This is a genomic window from Paenibacillus dendritiformis (assembly GCF_945605565.1).
GTDB classification, from domain to species: domain Bacteria; phylum Bacillota; class Bacilli; order Paenibacillales; family Paenibacillaceae; genus Paenibacillus_B; species Paenibacillus_B dendritiformis_A.
Genome location: NZ_OX216966.1, coordinates 1,856,572 through 1,879,981, shown reverse-complemented (window position 1 = coordinate 1,879,981; position 23,410 = coordinate 1,856,572). Strand labels below are relative to the sequence as shown.

Here is a 23,410-nt window from a genome sequence, read left to right as displayed (position 1 = left end):
ACGACAAATTATGACGTATATAGATGATACAGTAGACACAAGCACGGCACAACAACTGCTAGGAGGAATAACAACTATGTTCAAAAGACTGGAATGCGTCGCTCTGTACACCGCAAACATCGAGACCTCGATCGAGTTCTACCAATCGCTCGGCTTGACGGAGCATTGGCGCATCGAGCGGCCTCTCGGCGACGGCGGAACATGGACCTTGGCCGGAATGAAGTTCCCGGACGACAAAAGCTCCGAGCTCGTCCTGCAGAATAATCCCGATCTCCAGACGGCCGACATTGAATTCTATGTCGAAGACGTCCGCGAAACTTATGAAGCACTGTCCGTCAGAACCGATATCAGCTGGATTCGCAAGCCTTTTCCGACGGAATCGGGCCATGTGGCCGTCATGGAGGCGCCGGACCGCAACGTCTTCGTGCTCGTCGGCCAATAAAAAGCCCGACCGGCGGGCAAGCACCGCCGCGGCCGGGGCCTGGCGGCAGCGGCCGGGCTCTGGCGGGCGGCAGCGGCCCCTTCTGGGCTTGGGCCTGGCGCCCGTAACCGCGCCGAGACCGCTTGCATTCGTAACGGAAGCCCGGAACGCCGAAGAACGGCATGCCGCAGACATGCCGTTCTATTCTTCCGTTCTTTTGTCTGGGATCTCTGTTACTGTACCGTAGCTGTTATCCCGCCGCTTCCTACCGGATCGAAAGTATCCTCCAGTGTCCTCCGTGTCGTATAGTATCCACTATATCCTCTGTATCCTACCGTATCTTAGCGTATCCGAACACACATCTCCTTCATCCTTCGCGACTTGATGCGTCTGCTGTTGGGTTGCCGGTACGGCGGGATAAAATTCCTGCGCAGGAGCAGGATTTTCACCGTAAAATGCGCATCGAAGCAGGAATTCCTGTAAAAGTACATCAATTTCACGCGGTTCTGCTTCATTCCGCGATTCGACGGGCAAAATGCTGCACTTTTGCAGGATTGGCGCATCGGGGGCTCACCAATGAGACGATTGCTGCACTTTTGCAGGATTGGCCCTGGCCGCGCGCAGAGCCGTGGCGGCTCAGCCGCTTGCAGCGCAGCAGATCAGCTTGCATCACAGCAGCTCAAGCTCGCCGCAGTAGAAGAGGTCAGCCTCTTGCAATGCATCCCTCTCAATAGAGCGCTTACAAACGCACCACCCTTACCCCCCTTGCAAAAAGCCCGCGCCGCCTCATCGCCCCGTTTCTCGATGTGCTGCCAAATGCGCATCCAACAGCTCGATGCACTGATCGATATCCTCGTCCATCCGGTTCCGCACTTCTTCCTTCACTTCCGTGTCCTGGTGAATATATTCCCGCAGCTGAATCAAGGTATCCCGCATCGAAGCGGCGGCATTGCCACTCCATTGAGGCGTGCGCGAGAGCGACGACGCCAGCAGGTCCAGCAGCGGCTTATATCGTTCCGCAGCGGCTCCGCTCATCCCGCCGAACGGGACATAGATCGCGCCCACCTTGCGGGACATCTGCTCCAGCAGTACGCGGACCGGCTTCGTAGCGTCACGTTCCGGCAGGACCGCCTGGTTGCGGTACAGGCCGAACCACAGCTCGCGTTCATAACCGCCAGCGAAGAACTCCTCTTCCCCCGTGATGATCGCGCCAAGGCCATGATCCGCTCCATTCTGCCGAATCAGCTCCCTTACCGCCGCCGGCTCCGTCTCCGCGCCGATGCGGATGTCCGCAATGGCAGCACCCTGCTTGCCGCCGAACGGGCCGGCTTCCCCGGCATAAACGGCCAAGCCGAGTTTTACCCCCTCATCGATGTACACCTGCATAACATCTAACGTAAGGCTCGTCGCTGGCGGTGGGCTTGCGGGGAGCGGGTTCGCGGCCGCACTCGCGCTCGGGTTCGCGATCACGCCCGGGCTCGCACTCGGTTTCGCGGACGCTTCCAGACTCGCGTTCGGCGCAGTCACACCCGGATTCGCGGCCGGGTTCACGGCCTCGTCCGGATTTGCGGTCCCGGACGCGCTCACAGTCGCACTCGGTTTCGCCCTCGAGCCCTGATCCGACTCCGCTCCCACCCGATCCGCGGTCTCCAGATAGACCGCGTTGAAATGCGCGGCCTTGATGCGCTCCAGCCGCTCCCGCACCCGGCCGGCCTCGTTATCGCCCGGGCTCGGGCTTACCCGCAGCCGGATGCCGCGCAGCTCCACCTTCCGGGACTCCGTATTCAAATGCTCCGCCTCCGTCAGGAACCGTTCCAACGCCGCCACCTGTTGGCTGAGCTGCGCGGCGTCGCGCTCGCTATCGTCCGAGGCGGCCCGGGCGTAAGCCAGCTTCGCGTCAAGCAGCTTGCTGTCGATGCTGGAATACGGAACGTCCAGATACAGCGCCTTCGATTGCGCGAGCTTCCGTTCCGCTTCGGCCAGTCTCTTCTCCGCTTGCTCGAAGTACTGAGCCCGTTCGTCCTGCTTCATGGCCGCAATTCGGTCTCCCGGCTCTGCCGCGTCAGAACCGCCAGCCGCCGCAGCCGCCAGGCTCGCAGCGCCCGGCGCCAAGGCAAGCGCCACTGCCCCGGCCAGCAGGCCTATGCGCAACCCAATCCCTGTCTTCTTCATCCAACCGGCCTCCTCGATTCAATAGGGTTCACATCCGATTGATAGATTGTATGCCTGCATCGGCCGGGGCCATGCCTTGTATTTTACCGGTTCAGCCCCCGGGGCTCCCGTACGATGCGAAGCGGCTTGCCCATTGCGGGCGAGACGCTCATACAGCCCGCAGCAGAAGAAGAACACCTTGTCGTCTCGCAGGCCGGTGAGCCGGATAAAATAAAAATGCGAACCTCTCAGGAAAACTTACTTTCTGGAGGCCCGCACTTGGATGCAGAATTCGATTCGATATACCATCTTGCACGCAAGATGGAACATTTTCTAACGATAAGTATATGTATAATCCTCACCGTTGCTGGAGATGATGACCTGGATCGGCTTCTTGTCCTTCGCCACTTCGGCAGGCACCTCGGCAATGAAATGAAGCGTGCCCGTTTTCAGCGGTTCGATCCTGGTAATATTGGTATAGGTAAAGTCCGCCCCGCCTTTATCCTCGATCGTGGAAAATGCGTTATATTCATATTTATTATCGTAGATGACCTTGACCGAAACGAACTCATCCGCCGATTTCCCTTCGGTGAGCAAGCTCTTGACCTTGATCACGGTGTCGAAGTAGGTGTTGGAAGCATCCTTCACTTCATAATAGGAGTAGAAGCTGTCCGGGTTCGGCGGCGTAATCTTGTTGCCGAGCTTCGCTCCTTGAATGGTCAGCTCGGCAAAATCAGCGATTTCGAGCGGCTTTTTCGCTTCGATCCTTTTGGCTTTGTCTGCCGGAGCAGAATCTTTGTCAGACGTCTCCTCTGACTTGCCGGCGCTGTCGTTGCCTGCGTTCTCCTTCTTCTCTCCATCGGCTTTACTCGCATCCGCATTGCCCAAGGTTGCTTTCAGTTCCGCATTTTCTTTCTCCAATGCCGCTATTTTCTTCTCCAGCTCGGCCGTCGCGGAATCGCCGCCGCTGCATCCAGCCACCGTCATCCCTAGAAGAAGTGTTGCCACACTGATGGCTGCTGATTTCTTTCTCAAGATAAGACCCCCTTTTTCTATATGTCTAAATATACCACCATACCCGCCTATTTTACTATAAGAAAATTCAGATGTTATGACATTTTTCCTAATTCTTTCGACTCATGAACTGACAAAAGACAACAATAATAATATATGTTGAATCTAGGCCTGATTCCGCTGGTATATCCTTGTTTTCCCTCCGATCCTGCGGTACACTGATGCACATCAACCCAATGGAGCTGATCGCCTTGGATACGACCGATGCCAAAGAGACGAATTTCTATGAATCGGATATCTTCGACATTAGCCGGGAACGGAAGATCCGTTCCAGCATGCCTTCGCGTCATTACCATGACGCCTATGAGATTTTCTATCTTGTCTCGGGCGAATTATCGTACTTCGTCGGGGATAAGACCTACCATCTGGTGAGCGGCATGCTGCTGTTCATTAACGTCAACGAGATTCACAAGCTGGTCAATTCGAGCGGCGCAGCCTTCGAACGCATCACGCTTCAGTTCAAGCGGGAATTCATCGCGGACCTGCTCCCGAAGGAAGGGGATTTCGACGTGTTCTCTACCTTCCAGGCCGATACGCATCTGCTCCGTCTCGACGGCAGCGAGCAGAGCACGGTAGAGGGGCTGTTCGACCGGATGGTGCATGAATCACTGCGCCAGCCCCCGGGCTATGCGTATTATGTCAAAATTTTGCTTATGGAGCTGCTCATCTATTTGAAGCGCAAGGCAGACAGCAGCCAACACCAGCATGCAGCCTGCCCGCAGCAGGTCCATCCCAAAAGCATCGCCATCGTCAACTTCATCAACGAGAACTACAGCCAGCGCATTACGCTGGATTCGATTTCCCGGCAGTTTTATATCAGTCCCTCATACTTCTGCAAAATGTTCAAGGACAGCACCGGCTTCACGCTGGTCGAATACGTGAACAACGTACGCATCAAGGAAGCGCGCCTCCTGCTGCGGGATACCGATGCCAAGATGGGGATTATCGCGGAACGGGTCGGCTTCGAGAGCCTGACCCATTTCGGGCGCATTTTCAAGGAGTTGACGGGCTGTACGCCCTTGAAATACCGCCATATGCAGCGTTCGAACCGGGCCTGAGCGCGAACCGCCTCATCCCCCTCTTCCTCCCAACCCGACTATGCAAAAAAGCCGCCCCTGACGATAGTCAAGGAAGCGGCTCTGTTCGGTTCAGCCTAGGCTTAGGCCTCGCACACATACTGCGCAAATTTCTGATAATCGCTCTGACGGCATTCCAGCGTCAGCTTCGTCCCCAGCTCCTCGTATTCGGTCGCGAGGACGTTCGCATGCTCATTCAAGTAGGACACATGCTGTCCCTGATCATAGGGAATAAGCATTTCGCATTTCACATAATCCTTGAACACATGGGCGCGAATGGCGGCGAGCAGCTCATCGATGCCCTGCTTGCGCTTGGCAGCCATATAAATAATCGAATCCTGCGATTCGGGAATGGCGCCTTCCTTCAGGTCGATCTTGTTGTACGCATAGATCATCGGAATCCCTTCGATCCCAATCGCCTTCAGCGTCTCGTTCGTGATGCGGATATGCTGCTCGTACTCCGGATTGGAGAAATCGACGACATGGACCAGCAGGTCCGCCTCTTTCACTTCCTCGAGCGTCGAGCGGAACGCCTTGACGAGATGATGCGGCAGCTTGCTGACGAAGCCGACCGTATCGGTCAGCAGGAATGTCTTGTTGTCCTCCAGATCAATGCTGCGAACAGACGTGTCCAGCGTGGCGAAGAGCATATCCTTCTCGAACACGAATTTGTCCTTCGAATCGGTGAACAGCTCCACCAGCGTGTTCATCACCGTCGACTTGCCCGCGTTCGTGTAACCGACGAGCGATACGACCGGAAGCTCGGTTTTCTTCCGCTTCTTCCGTTGAGTCTGGCGGTGGGCGACAAGTATCTCCAGCTCCTTGTTCAGCGCGGTAATCCGCTCCTCAATCCGGCGGCGATCCAGCTCCAGCTTTTTCTCCCCCGCCCCTCTGTTCTTCGTGCCGACCCCGCCGCTCTGACGGCCCAGCGATTCGCGGAGACCGACCAGGCGCGGCAGCATATACTGCAGCTCCGCCACTTCCACCTGAAGCTGCGCCTCCTTCGTCTTGGCCCGCTCGCCGAAAATATCGAGGATAAGCAGCGTGCGATCGACGACCTTGCAGTCGAGATCCTTTTCCAGGTTGCGAAGCTGCGAAGGAGATAACTCATCATTGAAAATGACCATGTCCGCCTCATGCTGATTCAGCATAATCGTCACATCCTGCAGCTTGCCAGTGCCAATATAATGCGTCGTGTTGACCTTGCTCAGGTTCTGCGTCACGACGCCGACGACCTCCACGCCGCAGGCTGCGGCCAGATTCGCCAGTTCCTCCATCGAATAGTCGAAGTCCGTCTGATGATTCAGATTTACGCCGGCCAGCACCGCTTTTTGCGGCTGTATCGTAAGTTGTTCCATACTTTATTCCCCCGTTGCCGCACTCAAGTCCCGCTTGAGCACGGATCATCATTATTGTAAATCATGAGTAGCAATACAAAAAAACACAGGCATTCCGCCTGTGCTTCGAGTCATCGGAAGACGAGCCCCGCAACGGAGCCGCTTGCAGAGGAGCATAGCAGCGCATCCCTGCATATAAGGATACCCCTCACGGCACGCGTGAAATCACGGTCACCCCGCAAGCCTTCTATCCCGCCAATATCCGAGTAAGAGCGAAGGCCGATCGCGGCCAGCAGACTCCCGTTACGGAGCAGGCGGGCGCACGAAAGAAGGCGTTCGCCGAAGAAGAAGCGGCTTCATCCAGCGCTTCGTTCCTGGCAGGTGCTGCGTCATATAGGCACAACAAAAGAGGCAGGCATCGTCCCTCCCTCTTCTGTCGCGCAACATATTAGGGTTCCTCTGAGCAACCAAGGCAGACCATTCCCGATCACTCTGCACACAGGCAGAGCAAATGAGCACTATTCAGTTAGTGTCATATACGTTCAATCGGATTCTTCCCAAGCGGAAGATGGTTGCCATGTCAATCATCGGTGACCCTCCGTTCTGTCAAAGTTATCCCTATCCTAACACAGGTCCATCCCAAGAGCAAGGGCGGGCATGGAACTTTTCCGAAAATTAGCTCTCTTCACCTCTGTGGCTACCTGTGCTTCTTCTCCTCCTGAATCACGGCCTCTACAGCAGGGTCTTCCAGCAGATTCCCGGTCTTGACGGCACTGACTTCCATATCGGGCTCCGTCTGCCGCTCTTCATTAATGACTCCCGACGAGGTTAAGCCCATGACGGCAGGCAAGCGGAAGGCGTAGCCGCTATGGGGCAAGGAGGCGATCAGCGGGTCGATCCCGATTCCATCCCCGCCAGTCCGTTCTCCGACCAAGGTCGCCCAGCCCGTGCTCTTGGCGAACACCGCCCACGCTTCCGCTGACGAGTACACGTCCCCGTCGACGAGCATGTAGATTCGCCCGCGGAATTCCTTGCCCGCATCAGGGGATACTGTTATCGTGTTTTTAATATAATTTTGGAAATCCGTCTCGATCTCCGGCGCCAACTCGACCGATCCCAATTCTTCCTTCAGTTGAGCGACAGGAAGCAACTGCTCCGGTGCATAAGCCGAATGGGCATACTGCTGGGCCAGCTCTCCCTTGCGGAAAAGGAAATAACTTACCGAAGTCAGAGGCTCCTTCATGAGCTGCGGCACGAGCATACCCCAATAGGACGTCGATCCGCCGCCATTGCCCCGGATATCGATAATGAGCGCGTCATAGCTTCGAATCTTCTCCAGAAAAGGCGCAAGCACCGCGTTTATATCCGCTTCGATTCGATCATGAGACAGGCTCGGAATGGACACATAAGCCAGCTTGCCTTCCTCCAGGATTCGAGTCATGGGCAAAGCTGACCATCCTCCGAAAACGGATCCCCGGGACAGACCCGACTTCGCGTCCCAAGTACCGGAATAACGCGCTTCCACATGCGGCTGGTTTAACTGCTGATGCCACAGCTCTCTTCCTTTTATATCAGCATACGTTCGCTTCATGTTTTCATAGGAGGATTTATCCAAAAAGTACGTATGTCCATTGTTCAAATCGCTCAGAACCGTGTTCATCTTGTCTCTGAACTCTTGATCGGTGTTCGCCTGCAGCACAAACTGCTCATAGCGATCCACGTTCTGCAGCCAGTCGGTATGATGGACGCGCTGATTGACCTGGAGGAACGGGGAGTTGTCCTTGATGATGCGCACCATCGCTTCAAAGTCCTCGCGCTTCTGTTCCTCCGTCAACGTCAGCTTGTCCGGGTCCAAAATCTTCCTCCCTCCACCGGCTGGCGCGGGATTCTCCGTCTGCTTCGGCTCCGCCTGAGCGGAAATGCTCCCGCTTGTCCCGCTTGGCGATTCCTTCGCCTCGCAGGCAGCCAGTCCGAGCAGGAGGAGCAGGCCCGCCGCCGATATGAGCCAGCTTTTGTTGTTCATATGTTTCGCTTCCTATTCGAATGATAAATTTTCCAAATATTCCTTCCCATTCTATCCCAATTCGAAGGCCGCGACAATCCGCCCGATGATGCCCTTTTGTTACAATTCAGGGAAAAAGTTAACCCCGGGAGCACCCGGGGTTATATGACATAGCCTGTTCCGTTTTTCCTTCGGCAACAGTTATTACTTCTTCTGCACGATCTTCCAGACGATGACGGCGGCCTGCGCCCGGTTCGCCTCGCCCTTCGGATGGAACAGGCCGCTGCCTGTTCCCTTCACGATGCCTTCCTGTGCGAGCATCGCAACCGCCTCGGCGGCATAGGAAGCGATCGCTTCCCGATCCTTGAACCGGGCCAATACCGACTCCGCGTCCCTCGCCGCCGGCGTGCTCGTGAAGGCGGCAAGCGCCTTCCCAGCCATTACCGCCATCTCCTGGCGGGTGATTGGCCGGTTCGGCTCGAATCTGTCCTTGCCCGTGCCCTGCACCAGCCCGGCCTGCTTCGCTGCCGCGATGACGGTATAATGCCAATCCGTCTCCTTCACATCCTTCCAGTTGAGCGCCGTGCCGTCATCCTGCAGATCGAAGGCGCGGACGAGCATCGCCACGAACTCGGCGCGCGTCACCGGCTTCAGCGGCCGGAACTTGCCGTCCATATCCCCCTTGACGATGCCGAGCGCCGCCAATTGCTGAACGGCCTCCTGCGCCCAGGCTACCGGGGCAAGATCCGGGAAGACCGGAACAGCCGGTTCAACAGGCGGCACCGTCGGCGTCGTCGGCGCCGCAGGCGGTGATGGCTTGGAAGGCGCTGGCGACGGAGACGAGGAGGAACCGCCGGACGATGACGGCGGATCGGACGGCGGCGGCTTCGGATCGGTCGGTTCCGCTGCCGTCAAGGTGACCGCTTCACTGGCAGCACTCTCGTTATGAAGCCGATCGACGGCGGTCACCACATACGTGTATTGTTGTCCCTTCGTTGCCGTGCGATCCACGTAAGCCTGCATCGCTTGCCCGGACTGCTTGCGCATCGTGCCAAGCAGATGAGCCGGGTCTGCAATGCTGCCCGCGGTCTTGCCCTCGAACCGGTAGACGGCATAGTACGACTCATCGCTCGCCGTCTTCCACTTCAGCTCGACGCCTCCGCCAGCATTGCGGGCCGATACCCCGGAAGGCGCGGCTGGAGCCTGCGCATCAAGCCAAGGCATCGCCGGCACGAGCGCCGGATACCGGTACAGATCGCTGCGCAGACGATCGGTGAAGCCAAGCGGATTGGCGGCGAACCATTGGGCGCTGAAATACATGCTGCCGGACACTTCCGCGAAATTGCGGTTGAAGTTCACCTGGTTCGGCATTTCCTCCGGATCCATCCACCCGTCTCCCTGTCCGATGCGGTAGATCGCCTGGCCGCTGTACAGATGCACGTTCTTGCCAGCCGTCACTCCGCTCCACCAGGCAATCAATATGTCATAGGCGGCCGGAGAATAGCCCATATACCAATAGATCTGAGGAGTGATGTAATCGATCCATTCCTCCTCCACCCATTTTTTCGAATCGGCATATTGATTATCATAGCTTCTCGATCCGTTCGTATCGGAGCCTGACGGATCATCGCTCTTGTTCCTCCAGATGCCGAACGGGCTGATGCCGAACTTGACGTAGCTCTTCTCCCGCTTAATCTCCTCGCTTATGCCGCGAATGAACTGGTTCACATTGTCCCGGCGCCAGGCGGCCCGGTCCGGGAATCCCGCCCCGTACTTGGCATACGAGACATTGTCCGGGAATTCAGTGCCCTGGATCGGATACGGGTAGAAGTAATCATCGAAATGAACGGCATCGATGTCGTACTTCTTCACTACCTCCATGATGCTGTCCGTGATGAATTGCCGCGCCTCCGGATTGCCCGGATCGAAATACAGCTTGCCCCCGAACGAGAGGACCCAGTCCGAACGCTTCCGCGCCGGATGATCCTCCACCAGCCGCTCGATATCGCTCTGCATGCTGACGCGGTACGGATTGAACCAGGCATGGAATTCCATATTCCGCTTATGGGTCTCCTCCAGCATGAAGGCGAGCGGATCATACCCCGGATCTTGTCCCTGCACGCCCGTCAGCCACTCCGACCATGGGCCGTATTCCGACGGGTAGAAGGCATCCGCCGTCGGCTTAATCTGCATTATGACCGCGTTCATTCCCGCGGCCTGCAGCTCGTCGAGCAGCTTCCTGTACTGCTGCTTCTGCTCCTCTGCGCCGGTCGTGCCCTTCGCCGGCCAATCGATATTTTCCACCGTCGCGATCCACGCCGCTCTCATCTCCGCCTTCGGAATAACTGCCGACTTATTGACTACAACATACACGGAGCTGGTCTTGCCCTCATACGTTGCCATAATGCGCGTTCCACCTACCTTCATTCCGGTCACCGTCCCGTTCTCATCGACCGAGGCTACCTCCGGATTGCTGCTCGTATACTTCACGCCTTCTGTAATTTTGACTGGCTCCTCCACCCACGAATAGGTGCCGTACACCTCCGTCTCGAACGATCCGCCGATCATGACCGCACTCAAGCCGCGCAATTGGATGCTCTCCAGCTCGGGTATCGGTTCAGTCACCTCGATCTCATGCACCGTCGAGATGTTGCGGTAGGTTACAGACGTAACCGTAATCGCCGCCGCCCCTATCGCCCGCGCTTCAAGCCCGCCGCGGTCATCGACGCCCACCACTTCCGGCCGGCTGCTGGCGAAGTTGGCGCCGCCGAACATTTCCACCGGCGCCTCGCTACCCGCGTAGACCGCATACGCCTTCAAAGCGCCGGTCGCCGTCCGCACCATCTTCTGCGGGCCGGACACCTCAATCCGCTCCAGCTCCGGCGCATCCTCTGTCACGGTCAGCGTCACCCGGACCGGGGGCGCATCGCCGTATTCGGCCGTAATAATGGCCGTGCCGACACCGACGGCCGTGATCGAATCATACGTCGCCCTTGTCACCGTTGCGACACTCTCGTCGCTGCTGGTCAGGTGGACGCCTCTCTCGATCCGCTGGGGAGCCGTACTGCCGTTGCGCGTCTCAACGACTTGAACCGCTTGGCTGCTCCCGGCCTGCATTTGCGGCGGCAATCCAGCGATGTCCAGCTGAAGAATCGGTGAGCTTGCATAGATAGCGGACAGCCGATCGAAATAGATGGCTCCGTTGTTTTTGTTTTCCGCTTTTGTCGCGGCCATATAGATCTGGTTCAGCTTCAGAGGCCATTGTATATTTTGCGGAACGTCAGCGGCGACATATTTCCATCCCTGCCAATTGAAGCCCGATGATGTCGTAAAATCAATCGCAGGTAAAGCCTTGTCGCTCCCATCCGCCACGGCTGCACGCAGCCAGTTATTGTTTTTATTGCCATACACCCATACGCCTAGCTTCCGGGGCTTGCCCGGGATCACCCTCCCCCTTGTGCCATCCGGATTATAGAAGTTCACATACGCTGCCGATGTATCCGGTTGGCCGATAAAGTCATAGCTCAGCTTTACCGCATGATGACCGTGATAGATGGTCTCCGGCCGGCTGACCAGGCTCAATTCGGCGGAATTGGCTCTGACATGGCTGGCCCGCAGGTTCTCGAGATTCTCGAATTCCTCCAGCACGATCGGCCCCGCTCCGTCCGCTTCTTCCGCATGGACAAGCGGTGAAGCGCTTCCAAATCCGGTTAACCCCGTCCCCAGCAAAAGAATAAGCGCCACCATAAGAGACATCATCGCCCTGCCGTGAAATGAATGCCGTGTCCTGTTCATTCGTTCATTCACTCCCTAATGAGATGATTGATCACTTCTTAGCTTCTTCCGTGTTGTCAATCATGCTGCCAAGCATAGCGAACAGATATCATTGCTCCCTCCTTTACTCTCATCTGAACAGCTCGCGGCTGTTACTCCCTATCATATTGAAACATTATTTTAAATATCAATAGTTTTTATAAAATATAATTTTAAAATGGAGCAGGAATTTCCCCTCTGGACGACGTATAATCGTCGCGGCTCAGCCTATGCCCGCTTTCTTGATAACCCGGCTTCTGGAACAAGCCCGGGATGGACAGTGAGGACGGTGCAAATCACCCCGGCATATGCCGTTTTTGGGGCAAAGCTGCTTCATGGTAAAAGGGAATGCTGCCATTCTGCAGGATTTCGGCCGGTCCCCCTACTTGGCAGAAGGAAAGCTGCAAATGTGCAGGAATTTAAGCTATTGCGGCTTGAATCGGAGGAAATCGGGTGGAATTGATGTAGTTTTGCAGTAATTCTGCCAAATCGGCCAGCTAAAGCAAAAAAATCCTGCGCGGGTGCAGGATTTCGCTAAAATTCCTCTAATCAGCCCGGCCCCTGTCATCAGAGCAAGGACCGGATGTAGTTAAAAGCTCATCTAGGAGCGACGGGAAGAGCAGGCCCTGATGCTGCGAATGAACCGGGATAATATACCAAGCGCCGGCCGCTACCTTGTAGACGCTGCCGCTGCCCAAATGCACGCCGTATTCGCCGACATCCGCCGCACCTTCCCGGATATGGCGGTTGTCTGGTTATACTATTTCGCGCTGTCAATCACCTTTTGCGGAATCTTGATTACGCCCACTTTATCGTGGCGGGAGAATGATCTTTTCGTCACTAGTTCTTGAGTAGAATACTTTCCATATTCTTTCGGTTCCAAAATGATACTTACTTCCGCTTGAACCAACAGGAACGAATCTTTATAAATAAGAAACGAAGCTTTTATATTTTTTGCATGCAATGCTTCCAAAAACCATTTCATATGTTCCTGTTCGCCGCTGCCTGCCTGACTTATCAATCCTTTAACCAGTTCCTGAATTCCCTCGCCGGTCAGATCAGCCGTCAACACATACTTATTGCCGCGCGCCTTCACATTCATATCTTGGGCCCTCGATCGGAACAGCTCCAACTGGTTCTCGGGATGCGCGAATATTTCGAGTCTTTCCAGCCGCTCGTCAACCATCTCTTCCGGATATTCATACCATCCGTCGCCGAGGTTCACATAGGCTTCCTCCCCCTCAACGTACAACGTTTGCTGAACTTCCTCTCGCCCTCCATACACTCTCCTATTCTCATAGTACATGCCGAACGGCTCTTTGTTCAGGTCCAGCTTTATGGTTGATTCCAATTGCCTCTCTTCCTTCTGCTCTCCTATACCGTCCGTAATCTTATCGATCGCAGTTCCTTCCATCGAGAAGCTCTTCATCTTCTGGTTGGCATCTATCGTCTTTGCCAGCAGTTCGTCTGCCGTAATGGCCGCGTCGACGTCACTGCCGCCGCAAGCCGTAAGACCGAAGGCCACAACGGCTCCTAATAATGCAATTACCCACTTTCTCAATGCGAATATCCCCCTAATATCTGTAGTAAATGTTAAGACCTCATCATAATAACCATACGGCCTATCTGTTGACAGAGAGAATAGTCCTGAACTGGAAACAGCAGCCGACTAATTACATGGGCAGAAAGAACGGCAATCGCATGCTCCTATCTCCCATATTTCGACAAACCCCTCTTCCCAATAAAGCACTCTATAGGTGCTATCAAGCCTCTCCATACAAGTTTTGCGAAGTTTGACACTCTCATAGTCTGTTCGCCTTGACAAGCCTCGCATTCTTTCATATCATTAACTTGAATGACAAATAACGGCACTTGCGATGGAAGCACCCGCAAGAATGGGCTTAACGGCCCTTCTTGCAGGTGCTTTTTTGCTTTTTCCTGTCTTGCGCGTGGGGATAGGGAAGGCAGGGCCGGATATTTTCTGAAAAACATGAAGAGAGGATGGGAACGATCATGATGAAGAAACAACCGGGCGCGATCATGGCAGTGATCCTGATTGCACTCGCATGCCTGCTGGCCAGCCCGGCCGCCCTCCACGCGGCTTCGGCAGAGCTGTCCGCCACGGCCAAAGCTGCCTTCGACAAGATGGTCACGACAGCGGACCGGACGCAGGCGGACAAGCTGACTCAGCTCTACCGGGAACTGCTTCAGTTCGAGACGGCGGAGCGGGAATGGCAGGAGAAGACGAAGCGCCTGCACTATGATAATGCGGAAGCGCTCACCGTGATCCGGCAGCAGCTGAAGCGTATGCACGAGGAGAAGCTGAAGCGCCTCAATTCGCAAGTCCAAGAGGCGAAGAAGAAGTATCAACCGCTGTTCGACGCCTACAGCGCCTTGAACAAGCAGATCTCGGCCGCGAAGATATGGAAGAACAAGCAGTTGAACGCGGCGCTTCGCCTGCAGCATACCGGCATGAAGCCGCTTGTCCAGACCGCGCGCGAGGACATCCGCCGCCGCCAAGCCGCCCTGAAGGCGGCCAAGCAAGCCCGCACCGATGCCGTCAAGCGCATTCGCCATACTCTGTCCGCCATCGATACGGTCAAGGTCCAGATCAAGAGAGCGAAGAGTGCCGCCAGCACCTATAAGAGCCGCCTCTCTGCGGCCCGAAGCAGGCTGACGCAAGCCGCGAGGAAGGGCGATGCCAGCGCCAGCCTGAAGGCGCTCACCTCGATGACAGCCTCCTCCCGCCAGCGAAATGAACGCAGCCGCCAAGTCTTCCAACTAGAGCAAAAGATCGAAGACATCCTTCAGAAGACGAAGACACAGCTCCAGTCTTATTCCCCTTCGTGAGACCGGCGGAGGAGTTGCTTTTTTCCAACCCAGTCGCTATACTCGATAATACTACATGCGATGGAGGAACCTGCTCATGAACCGAATCAAGCAGACCCAACTTCATCATCACAAGAAGCGTTAGCACCCCTGAACCTATCAGGGAGGGCTAACGCTGTTCGCGTTGGCCTCCCTGCGGCATCTATCCGGCGCGCGGGACCAAGAGGTCCGGCGCGTTTTTTATTTTCCATAGGAACAAGGGAGGATGGATACGATGCAAAACGTAAAAGGAACCTATGATTTTTTCGGTCCGGAGCAAGCGGCACGCCAGCAAGTGCAGGACGTGCTGCGGAACCTGTTCGAGCTGTACCACTTCGAGGCGATGGAGAGCACGATCTTGCATGAGCTTGATGTACTGACATCGAAATATGCCGGCGGGGAAGAAATCGTGAAGGAAATGTACCAGTTGAGCGATCAAGGAGAGCGGCAGTTAGGGCTGCGCTATGATCTGACGATTCCGTTCGCCAAGGTAATCGCCATGAATCCCGGTCTGCAGCTGCCGTATAAGCGGTATGAGATTGGCAAAGTGTTCCGCGACGGGCCGGTGAAACGGGGAAGGCTGCGGGAATTTCTGCAATGCGATGCCGATATCGTCGGCATTACAGGGCCGGAAGCCGAGGCAGAGCTGATGCAGCTTGCCATCGAGGCGTTCCGCCGCCTGGACATCCCGGTGACGATAAGATGGAACAACCGGCGGTTCCTGGGGGAACTGCTGGAGTCGATTGGCGTCCCGGCCGGGGAGGCGTTGTCGGTCATGCTGACGCTCGACAAAATTGCCAAAATCGGAAAAGAAGGGGTCAAGGACGAGCTTCTTGGCAAAGGCTTGGAGCCGTCGGTTACCGAGGCGATCTTGGCCTTGATGGAGAGAGAAGAGACCTCGGCCGATTCCCTCGCCGCGGCTTGCGGCCTCCAGTCGTCGGAGGGCGTATCCGAGGTGCGCGCCCTGCAGCTTCTAATCGACGGGACCGGGCTCGCGGCAAGCTGCGCCTTCGACCCGTTCCTGTCCCGCGGGCTTTCCTTCTATACCGGCACCGTTTATGAAATTTTCGATGCGTCGGGCTCCTTCGCCTCAAGCCTCGGCGGCGGCGGAAGATACGACGCCATTATTGGCCAGTTCACGGGACGGCAAGATGCAGCCTACCCTACCGTCGGCCTGTCGTTCGGCATGGAATCAATCATGGCGCTCGTTGCGCGGCGGCCGGCTGAACGGACCCGCGCTTCGGCCGTTGTCATTTCGATCGGGGATACCCTGCCTGAGGTTCTCCGGACTGCCGCTGCGCTTCGGGCCAGCGGGATACGCACCTCGCTGGATACCAGCGGACGCAAGCTCAAAAGAGCGCTCGCCTCCGCCGCGTCTCAACGAATTCGCTTCGTGCTGCTTATCGGCGAGAGCGAAGCCGCTATCGGAGCGATCCGCCTGAAGGACATGGCCGAGCAGACGGAGACAGTCGTCACCGTGGAGGAGGCCATGTGGCATATCGAGCGCAAGCTGGGACTGGCCTGAAGCGGAGAGAAAGACTCCTCCTTCTCGGCACGCAGCGAGAGAAGCTCCGCTCCACGCAAAAAACCGCCGAATCCTTCCGGATCCGGCGGTTGAACGCGTATAAATTATTGAGCGCTGTCCAGCACCTCTTGAGGCACTTTGATTTCGCCCACTTCGTCATGCTTGGAGAACGAGCTCTTCATCACCATGTCCATGGAGATTTTCTGACCGTCTTGCTCCATTTCCATCGTCATGTCGACGTCGGATTGAAGCGGCAGGAACGATTCTTTGTTGACCGCATACGTAACTTTGACATTTTTGATATCCATTTGCTCGATCAGAGCCTGAGTTTGCGCGTCTTCGCCGCTGCCCGACTGGTTCATCAAGTTCTTAGCGAGCTCTTTGATTCCATCGCCAGACAAATCAGCTGTCAATACGTACTTGTCTCCCTCTTCCGCTACTTTCATATCTTTGGAGAAAGATTTGAACTGCTCCATTTGAGCTTCGATTTTCGCGGATTCTTCCATCTGCTTAACCATATCGCCAATCATTTCGTCCGGAAGCTTCACCCATTCTCCATCCACTTGCGTGTAGATCGCTTCCTTGGAAATATATTGCTTGATATCCTGTTCGCCTTGGCCAGGCATAGACATCTTCATCTCTTGGTACATGCCGAATGGCTCTTTGCTGAAGTCCGCCTTCATCGAGATATCAACCTTCTGCTCTTGCTTCTGATCGCCTTGAGCGACTGTAATGTTCTGGTTGATTGTCGCGTCCATAGCGAAGTTCTTCATCTTTTGGCTGGCTTCCGCCATCTTCGTTAGCAGTTCATCTGCACTCACTGCCGGCGTGTTTTCTGTTTGTGTATCCGCCGGTTTTTCCGCGTTGGTCGCACCAGTAGCGCCTTTATCGCCGCAAGCCGTGATTCCCAACGCCAAGATTGCCCCTAATAATGCAAGTGTCCATTTTTTCAAAGCCAGTATCCTCCTAAGATCTGTAACAAATTTTCGTACCTATCCATAATAACCATATCTACAATCTGCGCGACAGGGGAAATAGTCCCAAGCAAGCGAAATTATTCGACTAATTATATGGTGATAAAGGACCATAATACGCAGCTAATATTCTCCAAAATTCGACAAATAGCGCTCTGCCCAATCGTTACCACTCGACAGGGAACAGCTCCAGCCCATCCACGGCAAATGCCTTCCGGACGAGCTCCGGACCTACGAATTCATCGTACTTGCCTAAATAAGGCGCCTCCTCCGGCCCTAACAGATTCATCAAATCAGTTCCGTTATTCAGCTCTGCGCGCAGTTGATCCAGCAATGCGGGCGCATCCGCATGACCGGAGACGACCATATAGTACGGCTCCATCGGAACAATGGACCGGAGGGCAAGACGCTCGGCAAGCCGGTGCTTCAAGATGCGCTCCAATGTTCGAAATGGCTTCGTGCCCACCCAGGGCAGGATGAAATAGGAGTCCCCTCCCGCCGGAATCACGCACTGCCTGAGCAGACCGCTCTCTCGGGCAAGACGGCGGGCCCGTTCGAGCCGCTTGACAGCCCCCGGCGCCAAGTAGGGATAGATCTCATGATCCGCTAGAATATCGCGCATCTTGGCCATGACCGATGTATGCACATCGCCCCCGGCCCCGAGCCAGAGCGTATCCACCTTGCCGCGGGCCGGCTTGACATAGACGGCCTTGTGCTTCCCGTCAACCTCGACGACCTTCCACAGCTTGCCTGCCAGAGAAAAGCAATAGCCCGGCGGTGGAACGGTCGTGATCGAGCCCAGTTCCTCCGAACCGTTATATACGGCATGCTCTTCATCGTCTTTAAATACAGCATAGAACCGAAAATGATTCACGACTTTCTCGCCGGTCAAACCTATCAAAAGCGTCCCCTCCTCGGTTCGCTGCACATGATCGGTCTGCAGCAAATACCGGAGGAAGAGCTTATATTCTTCCGCATCGAAATTCCGGAACGGCGGCAGCGTCAGCACCTCCCGGGCCAGTTCGGCCGGCGTCGCTTCCCCCATGCCCTTCAATATACTCATCGTCTGATGATACAGCAGACCGATTGGCTTCTTCCGCAGCGCGAGCGGCTCGATCCACTTGTCCCGCACATACAGCTCGATGACTGCGATCGCGCGCAGCAGCGTCCAAGGCATTCGGGCGGGGAGCTGCGCCTCCTCGTCCTCCTCTTCCGGGATCGTGAACAGCATCTCGGATACCGCATCGCCGCGTCTTCCCGAGCGGCCAAGCCGCTGTACGAAGCTGGAGCAGCTATATGGCGCCCCCAACTGGACGACACGTTCCAGCTCGCCGAGATCGATGCCCAGCTCCAAGGTGACGGTAGCCGCAGCTACCGCTGGCCCGCGGCCAACGCGCAGCGCGGCTTCGGCCTCTTCGCGCAGCATGGCCGAAATGCTGCCGTGGTGCACGTGGAAGACATCCCGCTCCTGACGCCGCGCGGCGACGCGGCGCAGCTCCAGCGTCGTCAGCTCCGCATCAGAGCGGCTGTTCGTGAAGATAAGCGCCTTTTTGAGCCGCGTATGATCATAGATATAGTCATAATAAGCTTTGCGCGCATTCGCCGCATGCTCCGTCTGCTCCTCGTCATGAGCGGCGGGGAAGGAGAAATGCTCGACATTTAATCTCAATTTGCGGCCCGAACGGGGCGCTACGGCTTCGACGGCATGCGGCGTCCCTGCGCCCAGCCATTCACAGGCGGCATCGTAGTCGCCCAATGTCGCCGACAGGCCAATCCGTCTCGGCTGGCAGCCCGCCATCCGTTCCACCCGCGCCAGCTGGCTCAGCACTTGAATGCCGCGATCCGCCCCCATGAAGGCATGCACCTCATCAATAACGACATAGCGCAAGTCGTGGAATAGGGCGGGAATCGCATTCGGCTTGTTCATCAACAATCCTTCCAGCGATTCCGGCGTAATCTGCAATACGCCGGACGGCCTTTTCAGCAGCTTCGCCTTCTCCGCTTGAGACACGTCCCCATGCCAATGACACACCGGGATGCCGGCTTCGCGCAGCATATCGTTCAGACGCTCGAACTGGTCGTTGATGAGCGCCTTCAGCGGGCCGATGTACAGAATGCCGACCGATGCGGAAGGACGCTCGTATAATTCCGTCAAGGCCGGGAAGAAGGCGGCTTCGGTCTTGCCCGATGCCGTGCCGGATGCGATCAGCAGATGGTTCGGCGAATCGAACAGCACGCGGCAGGCCCCGACTTGGGCCTCCTTCAGGGTGTCCCAGCGCTTTTTGTAAATATACTCCTGAATGAACGGCGCCAACCGGTGAAAAGGATGGATGCCGCTCATAGCTCGAATTCCGCCAGGAAGTCGCTGACTTCATCCGGATTGGAATCCGCAGGCTTGACGCTCCGCTCCCCAATCAGATCGTCAAAAGCCGTCTCCGGATGCTGATGCAGCGTGTGCATCAAATCCATGAAATCACGAATGATTTCCCGCGGGGTCAGAAGCTCATCCGCTCCAAGCCGGCCGACCGCCTTCTCCATAAACGCGATTAATTGGTCATCCGTCAGCAGCGGCTCCACTCCATAATGAAGGGCATGGATATGGCGCAGGCGCTGCAGCAGAATCAGAATCTCCTCATGAGACAGCATGTCCAGCTGAATAAGAGGCCCCGTATAGTTGCGGAGCCCCTCTGCCCCGTATCTGCCGCTTACGAGACGCGAGCGCAGAGCTTCATAGCTGAACAGCCCCCTGCGTTCATCCTCGACGAATTGCGGCGTGCCGCCGATGAAGATGCCAAGGTGCTCCGCCTTGCCCTGCATCGTATCGTTGAACATCGTCAGCAGCTTCTCGTAATTGCTGTGCCGGGAGATGCTGTTCGTAATCTTGTACAGGTTAACCCCTTCATCGATGAACAGCAGCAATCCCTGATATCCAATCCTCGCGACGAATTCCGACCACAGCTTCATGTAATCGTACCAGTTGTCATCATCAATAATAACCCCGACGCCCAAAGCCTGCTTCGCCTCGGTCTTCGTCGCGAACTCCCCGCGAAGCCAGCGCAGCGAAGCTTGCTTCAGCTCGTCATCCAGCCTCTTATACCCGGTCCAATACGACGACAGCACCTTGGCGAAGTCGAACCCGTGCACCATACTCCGCATTTCATTCGCGACGGCTGCGATGCGCTGTTCCACCTCCATAATCAAGGCGGCGTCGTTCGGACCCATGCCAAGCTCGGTCATCGCCTGCTGTTGAATCGAAGCAATCCATCGCTGCAGAATCGTCTCCAGCGCCCCTCCGTCCGGCCGGGTGCGCGTCGATAGATTCATCATGAGCTCGCGGTACGTGGCCAGTCCCTGTCCCTTCGTGCCAACCAGTCTCCGTTCCGGCGACAGATCGCCGTCGGCAACGACGAAGTTGCGGTCCATCGCATAGTTGCGAATCATCTGCAGCAGGAAGCTCTTCCCGCTCCCATAGCGTCCCGTCACGAGCTTGAATGCCGCTCCTCCCTCGGCCACATTGTCCAGGTCGCGAAGAATGGCTTCAATCTCCGGCTTGCGGCCGACGGCGATATGCTCCAGCCCAATCCGCGGCACGACGCCGGCGGTCAAGGAGTTAATAAGCGCCGTCGTGACGCGCTTCGGGATTTTCTTATCTATCATGGTTCTTCACCTCGCCAATTTCTCAATCATAGGGAGATAGTCATCTGCAATCGCATCCCCATCAATGATCAGGTCCCCGATAAACTCCATGGAGGCGGCATTGATCTCATCGATAAGCACCTCGGCCATCGTACCGTGCGCCTCGGCGATCTTCATCAACGAACGATGCTCCTCTCCTGCCAGCAGAGCCTGCAGAGCTTGCCGATGCACCGGTTCCAGGGAACGAGCGAATTGAACCCATTCCTCGTCCAGGCCGTCGAGCTGCCCTGAGGGCACGATATTCCTCCCGTCAGGGTCAGCCTCCTTGTCCTCAGCGCCATCTCCAAGCCCGGACGGCAGCGCAGCGGGACGATCGCTAGTGGCAATAGACGCCAGCTCCTCCCGATAGTCCTCTGCAATTCTGATCCATCCGGATTCCTCCTCGATGACCAGATTGCCGAGCACATCCAAGGCCGCTTCGTTAATCTCATCCATCGCCAGATCGATCATGATGGAGGGAGCCTGCTTTCCAATCGCCTGTCCGTCCAGCTCCCCGCCATTGGCCATCAACGCAGCCAGCAGCTGAAGCTGCTCCTCCGTCAGCCGGCTCAGCAGCGTCTGGACTTCATCCGGTTCGGCGCACCGTCCCTCCGGCTCGCCGCGCTGCCCGGCTGTCCCCGCCCCGGGTGGCTCACTATGCTCCCGTCCCCCGATCCGGCTCCCACCTTCCGGCTCACCCATTTCCTCCGTCACCGTAAGCAGGTCGCGCACTTTATCCGAATCGGATTGAAGCCGAGCCAGCTTGTCCGCATTAATGCGAACGGCAGGTCCTGCCTGTTCCGCAGAGGCGGATCGTCCAACCTCCCGCTCCAGATACCGCTGAACGAGAGCAGCGATCTCCTCTTCGACGGCGATGCCGCGCAATCTGCCCTTGTACCCGCATAGTCCGCGCAGCGTATTCTCGGTTAACCGGATGAGCTGGGTTACGAAGGCGCGCAGCGGCCCATGGGAACTGACCGGGACAAACTCGATTGCCGTACTGATGCCGTACAGCGTGGAGTCATACACGGCGCTGCGGAACAAGTATCGCTCCCTTCTTGCCGGTTCGCCGGGATCGAGCCGCTCAATCAGGCGCGCGCCATATTTTTTGCTTATATATCCATCTACAGCCGCGAATACTTTGGGGATATATGTGTTCAAGACGGCATGTCCACCATTGGCGTAGAACTTGCTTCGCATGACATTATAGTCCGACAGCAGGGCCGCCGCTTCAAGCGGGAGATCCGGCGGTTCGCTCCGGAACCGGTCCATCAGCTCCCATTCGAGCGCATCGCCGGACACACAGCATGGGGCAATCGCCGTGACATCGCGGACAGAGACGTCAAGACGGTGGACAAGGATGAAGTCCATAAGCCAATCGGGCAAATAATCATCCAGCTTCGGGAACGCTTCCCGATAAGCGATCCAGATCTCCTTCATCAGCGAATAGCCCTGCACTGGCTCCCTCCAGCCGATTCCGTTAATCAGTTCATAGATGACAAGAAACAGATAGGACAGTCCAGTGGGCGGGTATTGCCCTTCCCGAACTTCATTCCGCCAATAAAAGTACCATCGCGTCTGCCCTTCCGACATATCCTTATATTCCGGCCAGTAGCACATGAACGGAACAAAGGGAGCCGGCGGCTCAACATGCCATTCCCACTGGCGGGCCTGTTCAACGAATCGCTTCTCTTTGGTTGTTGTAAAAGGGCTGAGCGCCAGGTTGAACGCCGCCTCTTGATCCGCGATGCGATTCCGGGGAGCCGGCTTATCCGTGTCCGATCTGGGCGGAATCGCCATTACGGCCTCCTCGCCGCCCTCCAGCTCCAGCTCAGCAAAATGGATCTCACGGTTGCGGTTCATCATAGGTCTGTCCTCGCTTCTCATCATGAATTGAAATCGGTTCATATGAGCGTAATGCACATCAGGCTGCTTGATCTATCGTTTTTCAAGAAAACCTTAAAATCCATACCTATTATATCATCCATCAACGGCAATGTTGTTCGCTGGACAGGAACAACAAAAAACGAGCGCTTCCCCGCCACCAAACGTCTAAACCGATTGTAACCCCCCTCATATACTGTTAGTACTTTACACGAAGGAGTGATACGATCATGACCAATCGAAATGTCAGGCTCGCTATTTTCAGCGGGATTAACTTTACAGGAAGACGGATTGTATTCCGCCGCGGAGGAGTAGCGGTTCGGGATTTGGGTGCGTTCCGGTTCAACAATGTTCTCTCCAGCTTCCGGCTTCGCAATGTGGTCAAAGCGAATGAGGTGACCTTGGTGTTATTCTCGCGGATCAACTTCCAGGGCTCTTTCCGCGTGTTCCGGGGAAGCCAGAATGTAGCGAACCTGGGCCGGTTCAATTTCAACAATGCGACTTCTTCCTTCATCCTGGTAGGCCGCAGATTGACCGATTCCGAGATAAACACGATTCAACGGACGGGCATCCCGCCGCGGGATATTCTCATTATTCGGCAATAATCCAA

15 protein-coding genes are annotated in these 23,410 nt (G+C 56.2%); 5 read left to right on the top strand and 10 right to left on the bottom strand.

All coding sequences use genetic code 11. The annotated features are described in order from the left end of the window. Positions 1 to 76: 76 nt before the first annotated feature. Positions 77 to 442: a VOC family protein gene (locus NNL35_RS08090; RefSeq protein ID WP_254553241.1), complete on the top strand. Its 366-nt coding sequence runs from the start codon at positions 77 to 79 to the stop codon at positions 440 to 442. A 765-nt stretch (positions 443 to 1,207) separates the two neighbouring features. Here NNL35_RS08090 and NNL35_RS08085 read toward each other — a convergent pair. Both NNL35_RS08085 and NNL35_RS08080 read right to left on the bottom strand, forming a co-directional pair. Next, entirely contained in the window at positions 1,208 to 2,593 is a 1,386-nt protein-coding gene (locus NNL35_RS08085) for a hypothetical protein (protein ID WP_254553239.1), read from the bottom strand. A gap of 312 nt (positions 2,594 to 2,905) precedes the next feature. Then, complete coding sequence (locus tag NNL35_RS08080; protein WP_254553237.1) at positions 2,906 to 3,607, bottom strand: hypothetical protein; 702 nt, start codon at positions 3,605 to 3,607, stop codon at positions 2,906 to 2,908. A 200-nt stretch (positions 3,608 to 3,807) separates the two neighbouring features. Here NNL35_RS08080 and NNL35_RS08075 point away from each other — a divergent pair, with 200 nt between their 5' ends. Next, on the top strand, positions 3,808 to 4,704 hold the full coding sequence (locus NNL35_RS08075) for an AraC family transcriptional regulator (RefSeq protein ID WP_254553235.1): 897 nt from the start codon (positions 3,808 to 3,810) through the stop codon (positions 4,702 to 4,704). 101 nt (positions 4,705 to 4,805) lie between these two features. Here the strand turns inward: NNL35_RS08075 and hflX are convergent, their stop codons facing one another. The 4 genes from hflX to NNL35_RS08055 form a co-directional block, all read right to left on the bottom strand. Then, positions 4,806 to 6,080: a GTPase HflX gene (hflX, locus tag NNL35_RS08070; RefSeq protein ID WP_006677537.1), complete on the bottom strand. Its 1,275-nt coding sequence runs from the start codon at positions 6,078 to 6,080 to the stop codon at positions 4,806 to 4,808. A gap of 676 nt (positions 6,081 to 6,756) precedes the next feature. Beyond that, positions 6,757 to 8,082 (bottom strand): S41 family peptidase, encoded by a 1,326-nt coding sequence (locus tag NNL35_RS08065; RefSeq protein ID WP_254553233.1) that lies wholly within the window; start codon positions 8,080 to 8,082, stop codon positions 6,757 to 6,759. Positions 8,083 to 8,265: 183 nt separating this feature from the next. Next, entirely contained in the window at positions 8,266 to 11,856 is a 3,591-nt protein-coding gene (locus NNL35_RS08060; protein ID WP_254553231.1) for a family 10 glycosylhydrolase, read from the bottom strand. Between the two features lie 778 nt (positions 11,857 to 12,634). Then, positions 12,635 to 13,435: a DUF6612 family protein gene (locus NNL35_RS08055; RefSeq protein WP_254553230.1), complete on the bottom strand. Its 801-nt coding sequence runs from the start codon at positions 13,433 to 13,435 to the stop codon at positions 12,635 to 12,637. A 452-nt stretch (positions 13,436 to 13,887) separates the two neighbouring features. Between NNL35_RS08055 and NNL35_RS08050 the strand changes: the two genes are divergently transcribed. Both NNL35_RS08050 and NNL35_RS08045 read left to right on the top strand, forming a co-directional pair. Continuing rightward, a complete protein-coding gene (locus NNL35_RS08050; RefSeq protein WP_254553228.1) occupies positions 13,888 to 14,724 on the top strand; it encodes a coiled-coil domain-containing protein in 837 nt (278 codons plus the stop codon). Positions 14,725 to 14,977: 253 nt separating this feature from the next. Further along, entirely contained in the window at positions 14,978 to 16,267 is a 1,290-nt protein-coding gene (locus NNL35_RS08045) for a histidine--tRNA ligase (RefSeq protein ID WP_254553226.1), read from the top strand. Between the two features lie 104 nt (positions 16,268 to 16,371). Here the strand turns inward: NNL35_RS08045 and NNL35_RS08040 are convergent, their stop codons facing one another. The 4 genes from NNL35_RS08040 to NNL35_RS08025 form a co-directional block, all read right to left on the bottom strand. Then, positions 16,372 to 17,220, bottom strand: a complete 849-nt coding sequence (locus NNL35_RS08040; protein ID WP_111153136.1) for a DUF6612 family protein — start codon at positions 17,218 to 17,220, stop codon at positions 16,372 to 16,374. A gap of 187 nt (positions 17,221 to 17,407) precedes the next feature. Then, positions 17,408 to 19,582, bottom strand: coding sequence for a DEAD/DEAH box helicase (locus tag NNL35_RS08035; protein ID WP_254553224.1), 2,175 nt, complete (start codon positions 19,580 to 19,582; stop codon positions 17,408 to 17,410). After that, on the bottom strand, positions 19,579 to 20,898 hold the full coding sequence (locus NNL35_RS08030) for an ATP-binding protein (RefSeq protein ID WP_111153138.1): 1,320 nt from the start codon (positions 20,896 to 20,898) through the stop codon (positions 19,579 to 19,581). Before NNL35_RS08030 ends, NNL35_RS08035 begins: the two co-directional genes overlap by 4 nt. A 6-nt stretch (positions 20,899 to 20,904) precedes the next feature. Further along, positions 20,905 to 22,779, bottom strand: coding sequence for a TerB N-terminal domain-containing protein (locus NNL35_RS08025; protein WP_254553222.1), 1,875 nt, complete (start codon positions 22,777 to 22,779; stop codon positions 20,905 to 20,907). A gap of 251 nt (positions 22,780 to 23,030) precedes the next feature. Between NNL35_RS08025 and NNL35_RS08020 the strand changes: the two genes are divergently transcribed. Beyond that, a complete protein-coding gene (locus tag NNL35_RS08020; protein WP_254553221.1) occupies positions 23,031 to 23,405 on the top strand; it encodes a hypothetical protein in 375 nt (124 codons plus the stop codon). Positions 23,406 to 23,410: the final 5 nt, after the last annotated feature.

Excerpts from the sequence above, each read along its gene's own strand:
- NNL35_RS08090 (WP_254553241.1), top strand. The coding sequence starts at position 77 with ATGTTCAAAAGACTGGAATGCGTCGCTCTGTACACCGCAAACATCGAG.
- NNL35_RS08085 (WP_254553239.1), bottom strand. The coding sequence starts at position 2,593 with ATGAAGAAGACAGGGATTGGGTTGCGCATAGGCCTGCTGGCCGGGGCA.
- NNL35_RS08075 (WP_254553235.1), top strand. The coding sequence starts at position 3,808 with ATGCACATCAACCCAATGGAGCTGATCGCCTTGGATACGACCGATGCC.
- hflX (WP_006677537.1), bottom strand. The coding sequence starts at position 6,080 with ATGGAACAACTTACGATACAGCCGCAAAAAGCGGTGCTGGCCGGCGTA.
- NNL35_RS08065 (WP_254553233.1), bottom strand. The coding sequence starts at position 8,082 with ATGAACAACAAAAGCTGGCTCATATCGGCGGCGGGCCTGCTCCTCCTG.
- NNL35_RS08060 (WP_254553231.1), bottom strand. The coding sequence starts at position 11,856 with ATGAACAGGACACGGCATTCATTTCACGGCAGGGCGATGATGTCTCTT.
- NNL35_RS08050 (WP_254553228.1), top strand. The coding sequence starts at position 13,888 with ATGATGAAGAAACAACCGGGCGCGATCATGGCAGTGATCCTGATTGCA.
- NNL35_RS08045 (WP_254553226.1), top strand. The coding sequence starts at position 14,978 with ATGCAAAACGTAAAAGGAACCTATGATTTTTTCGGTCCGGAGCAAGCG.
- NNL35_RS08035 (WP_254553224.1), bottom strand. The coding sequence starts at position 19,582 with ATGAGCGGCATCCATCCTTTTCACCGGTTGGCGCCGTTCATTCAGGAG.
- NNL35_RS08030 (WP_111153138.1), bottom strand. The coding sequence starts at position 20,898 with ATGATAGATAAGAAAATCCCGAAGCGCGTCACGACGGCGCTTATTAAC.
- NNL35_RS08025 (WP_254553222.1), bottom strand. The coding sequence starts at position 22,779 with ATGAACCGCAACCGTGAGATCCATTTTGCTGAGCTGGAGCTGGAGGGC.
- NNL35_RS08020 (WP_254553221.1), top strand. The coding sequence starts at position 23,031 with ATGACCAATCGAAATGTCAGGCTCGCTATTTTCAGCGGGATTAACTTT.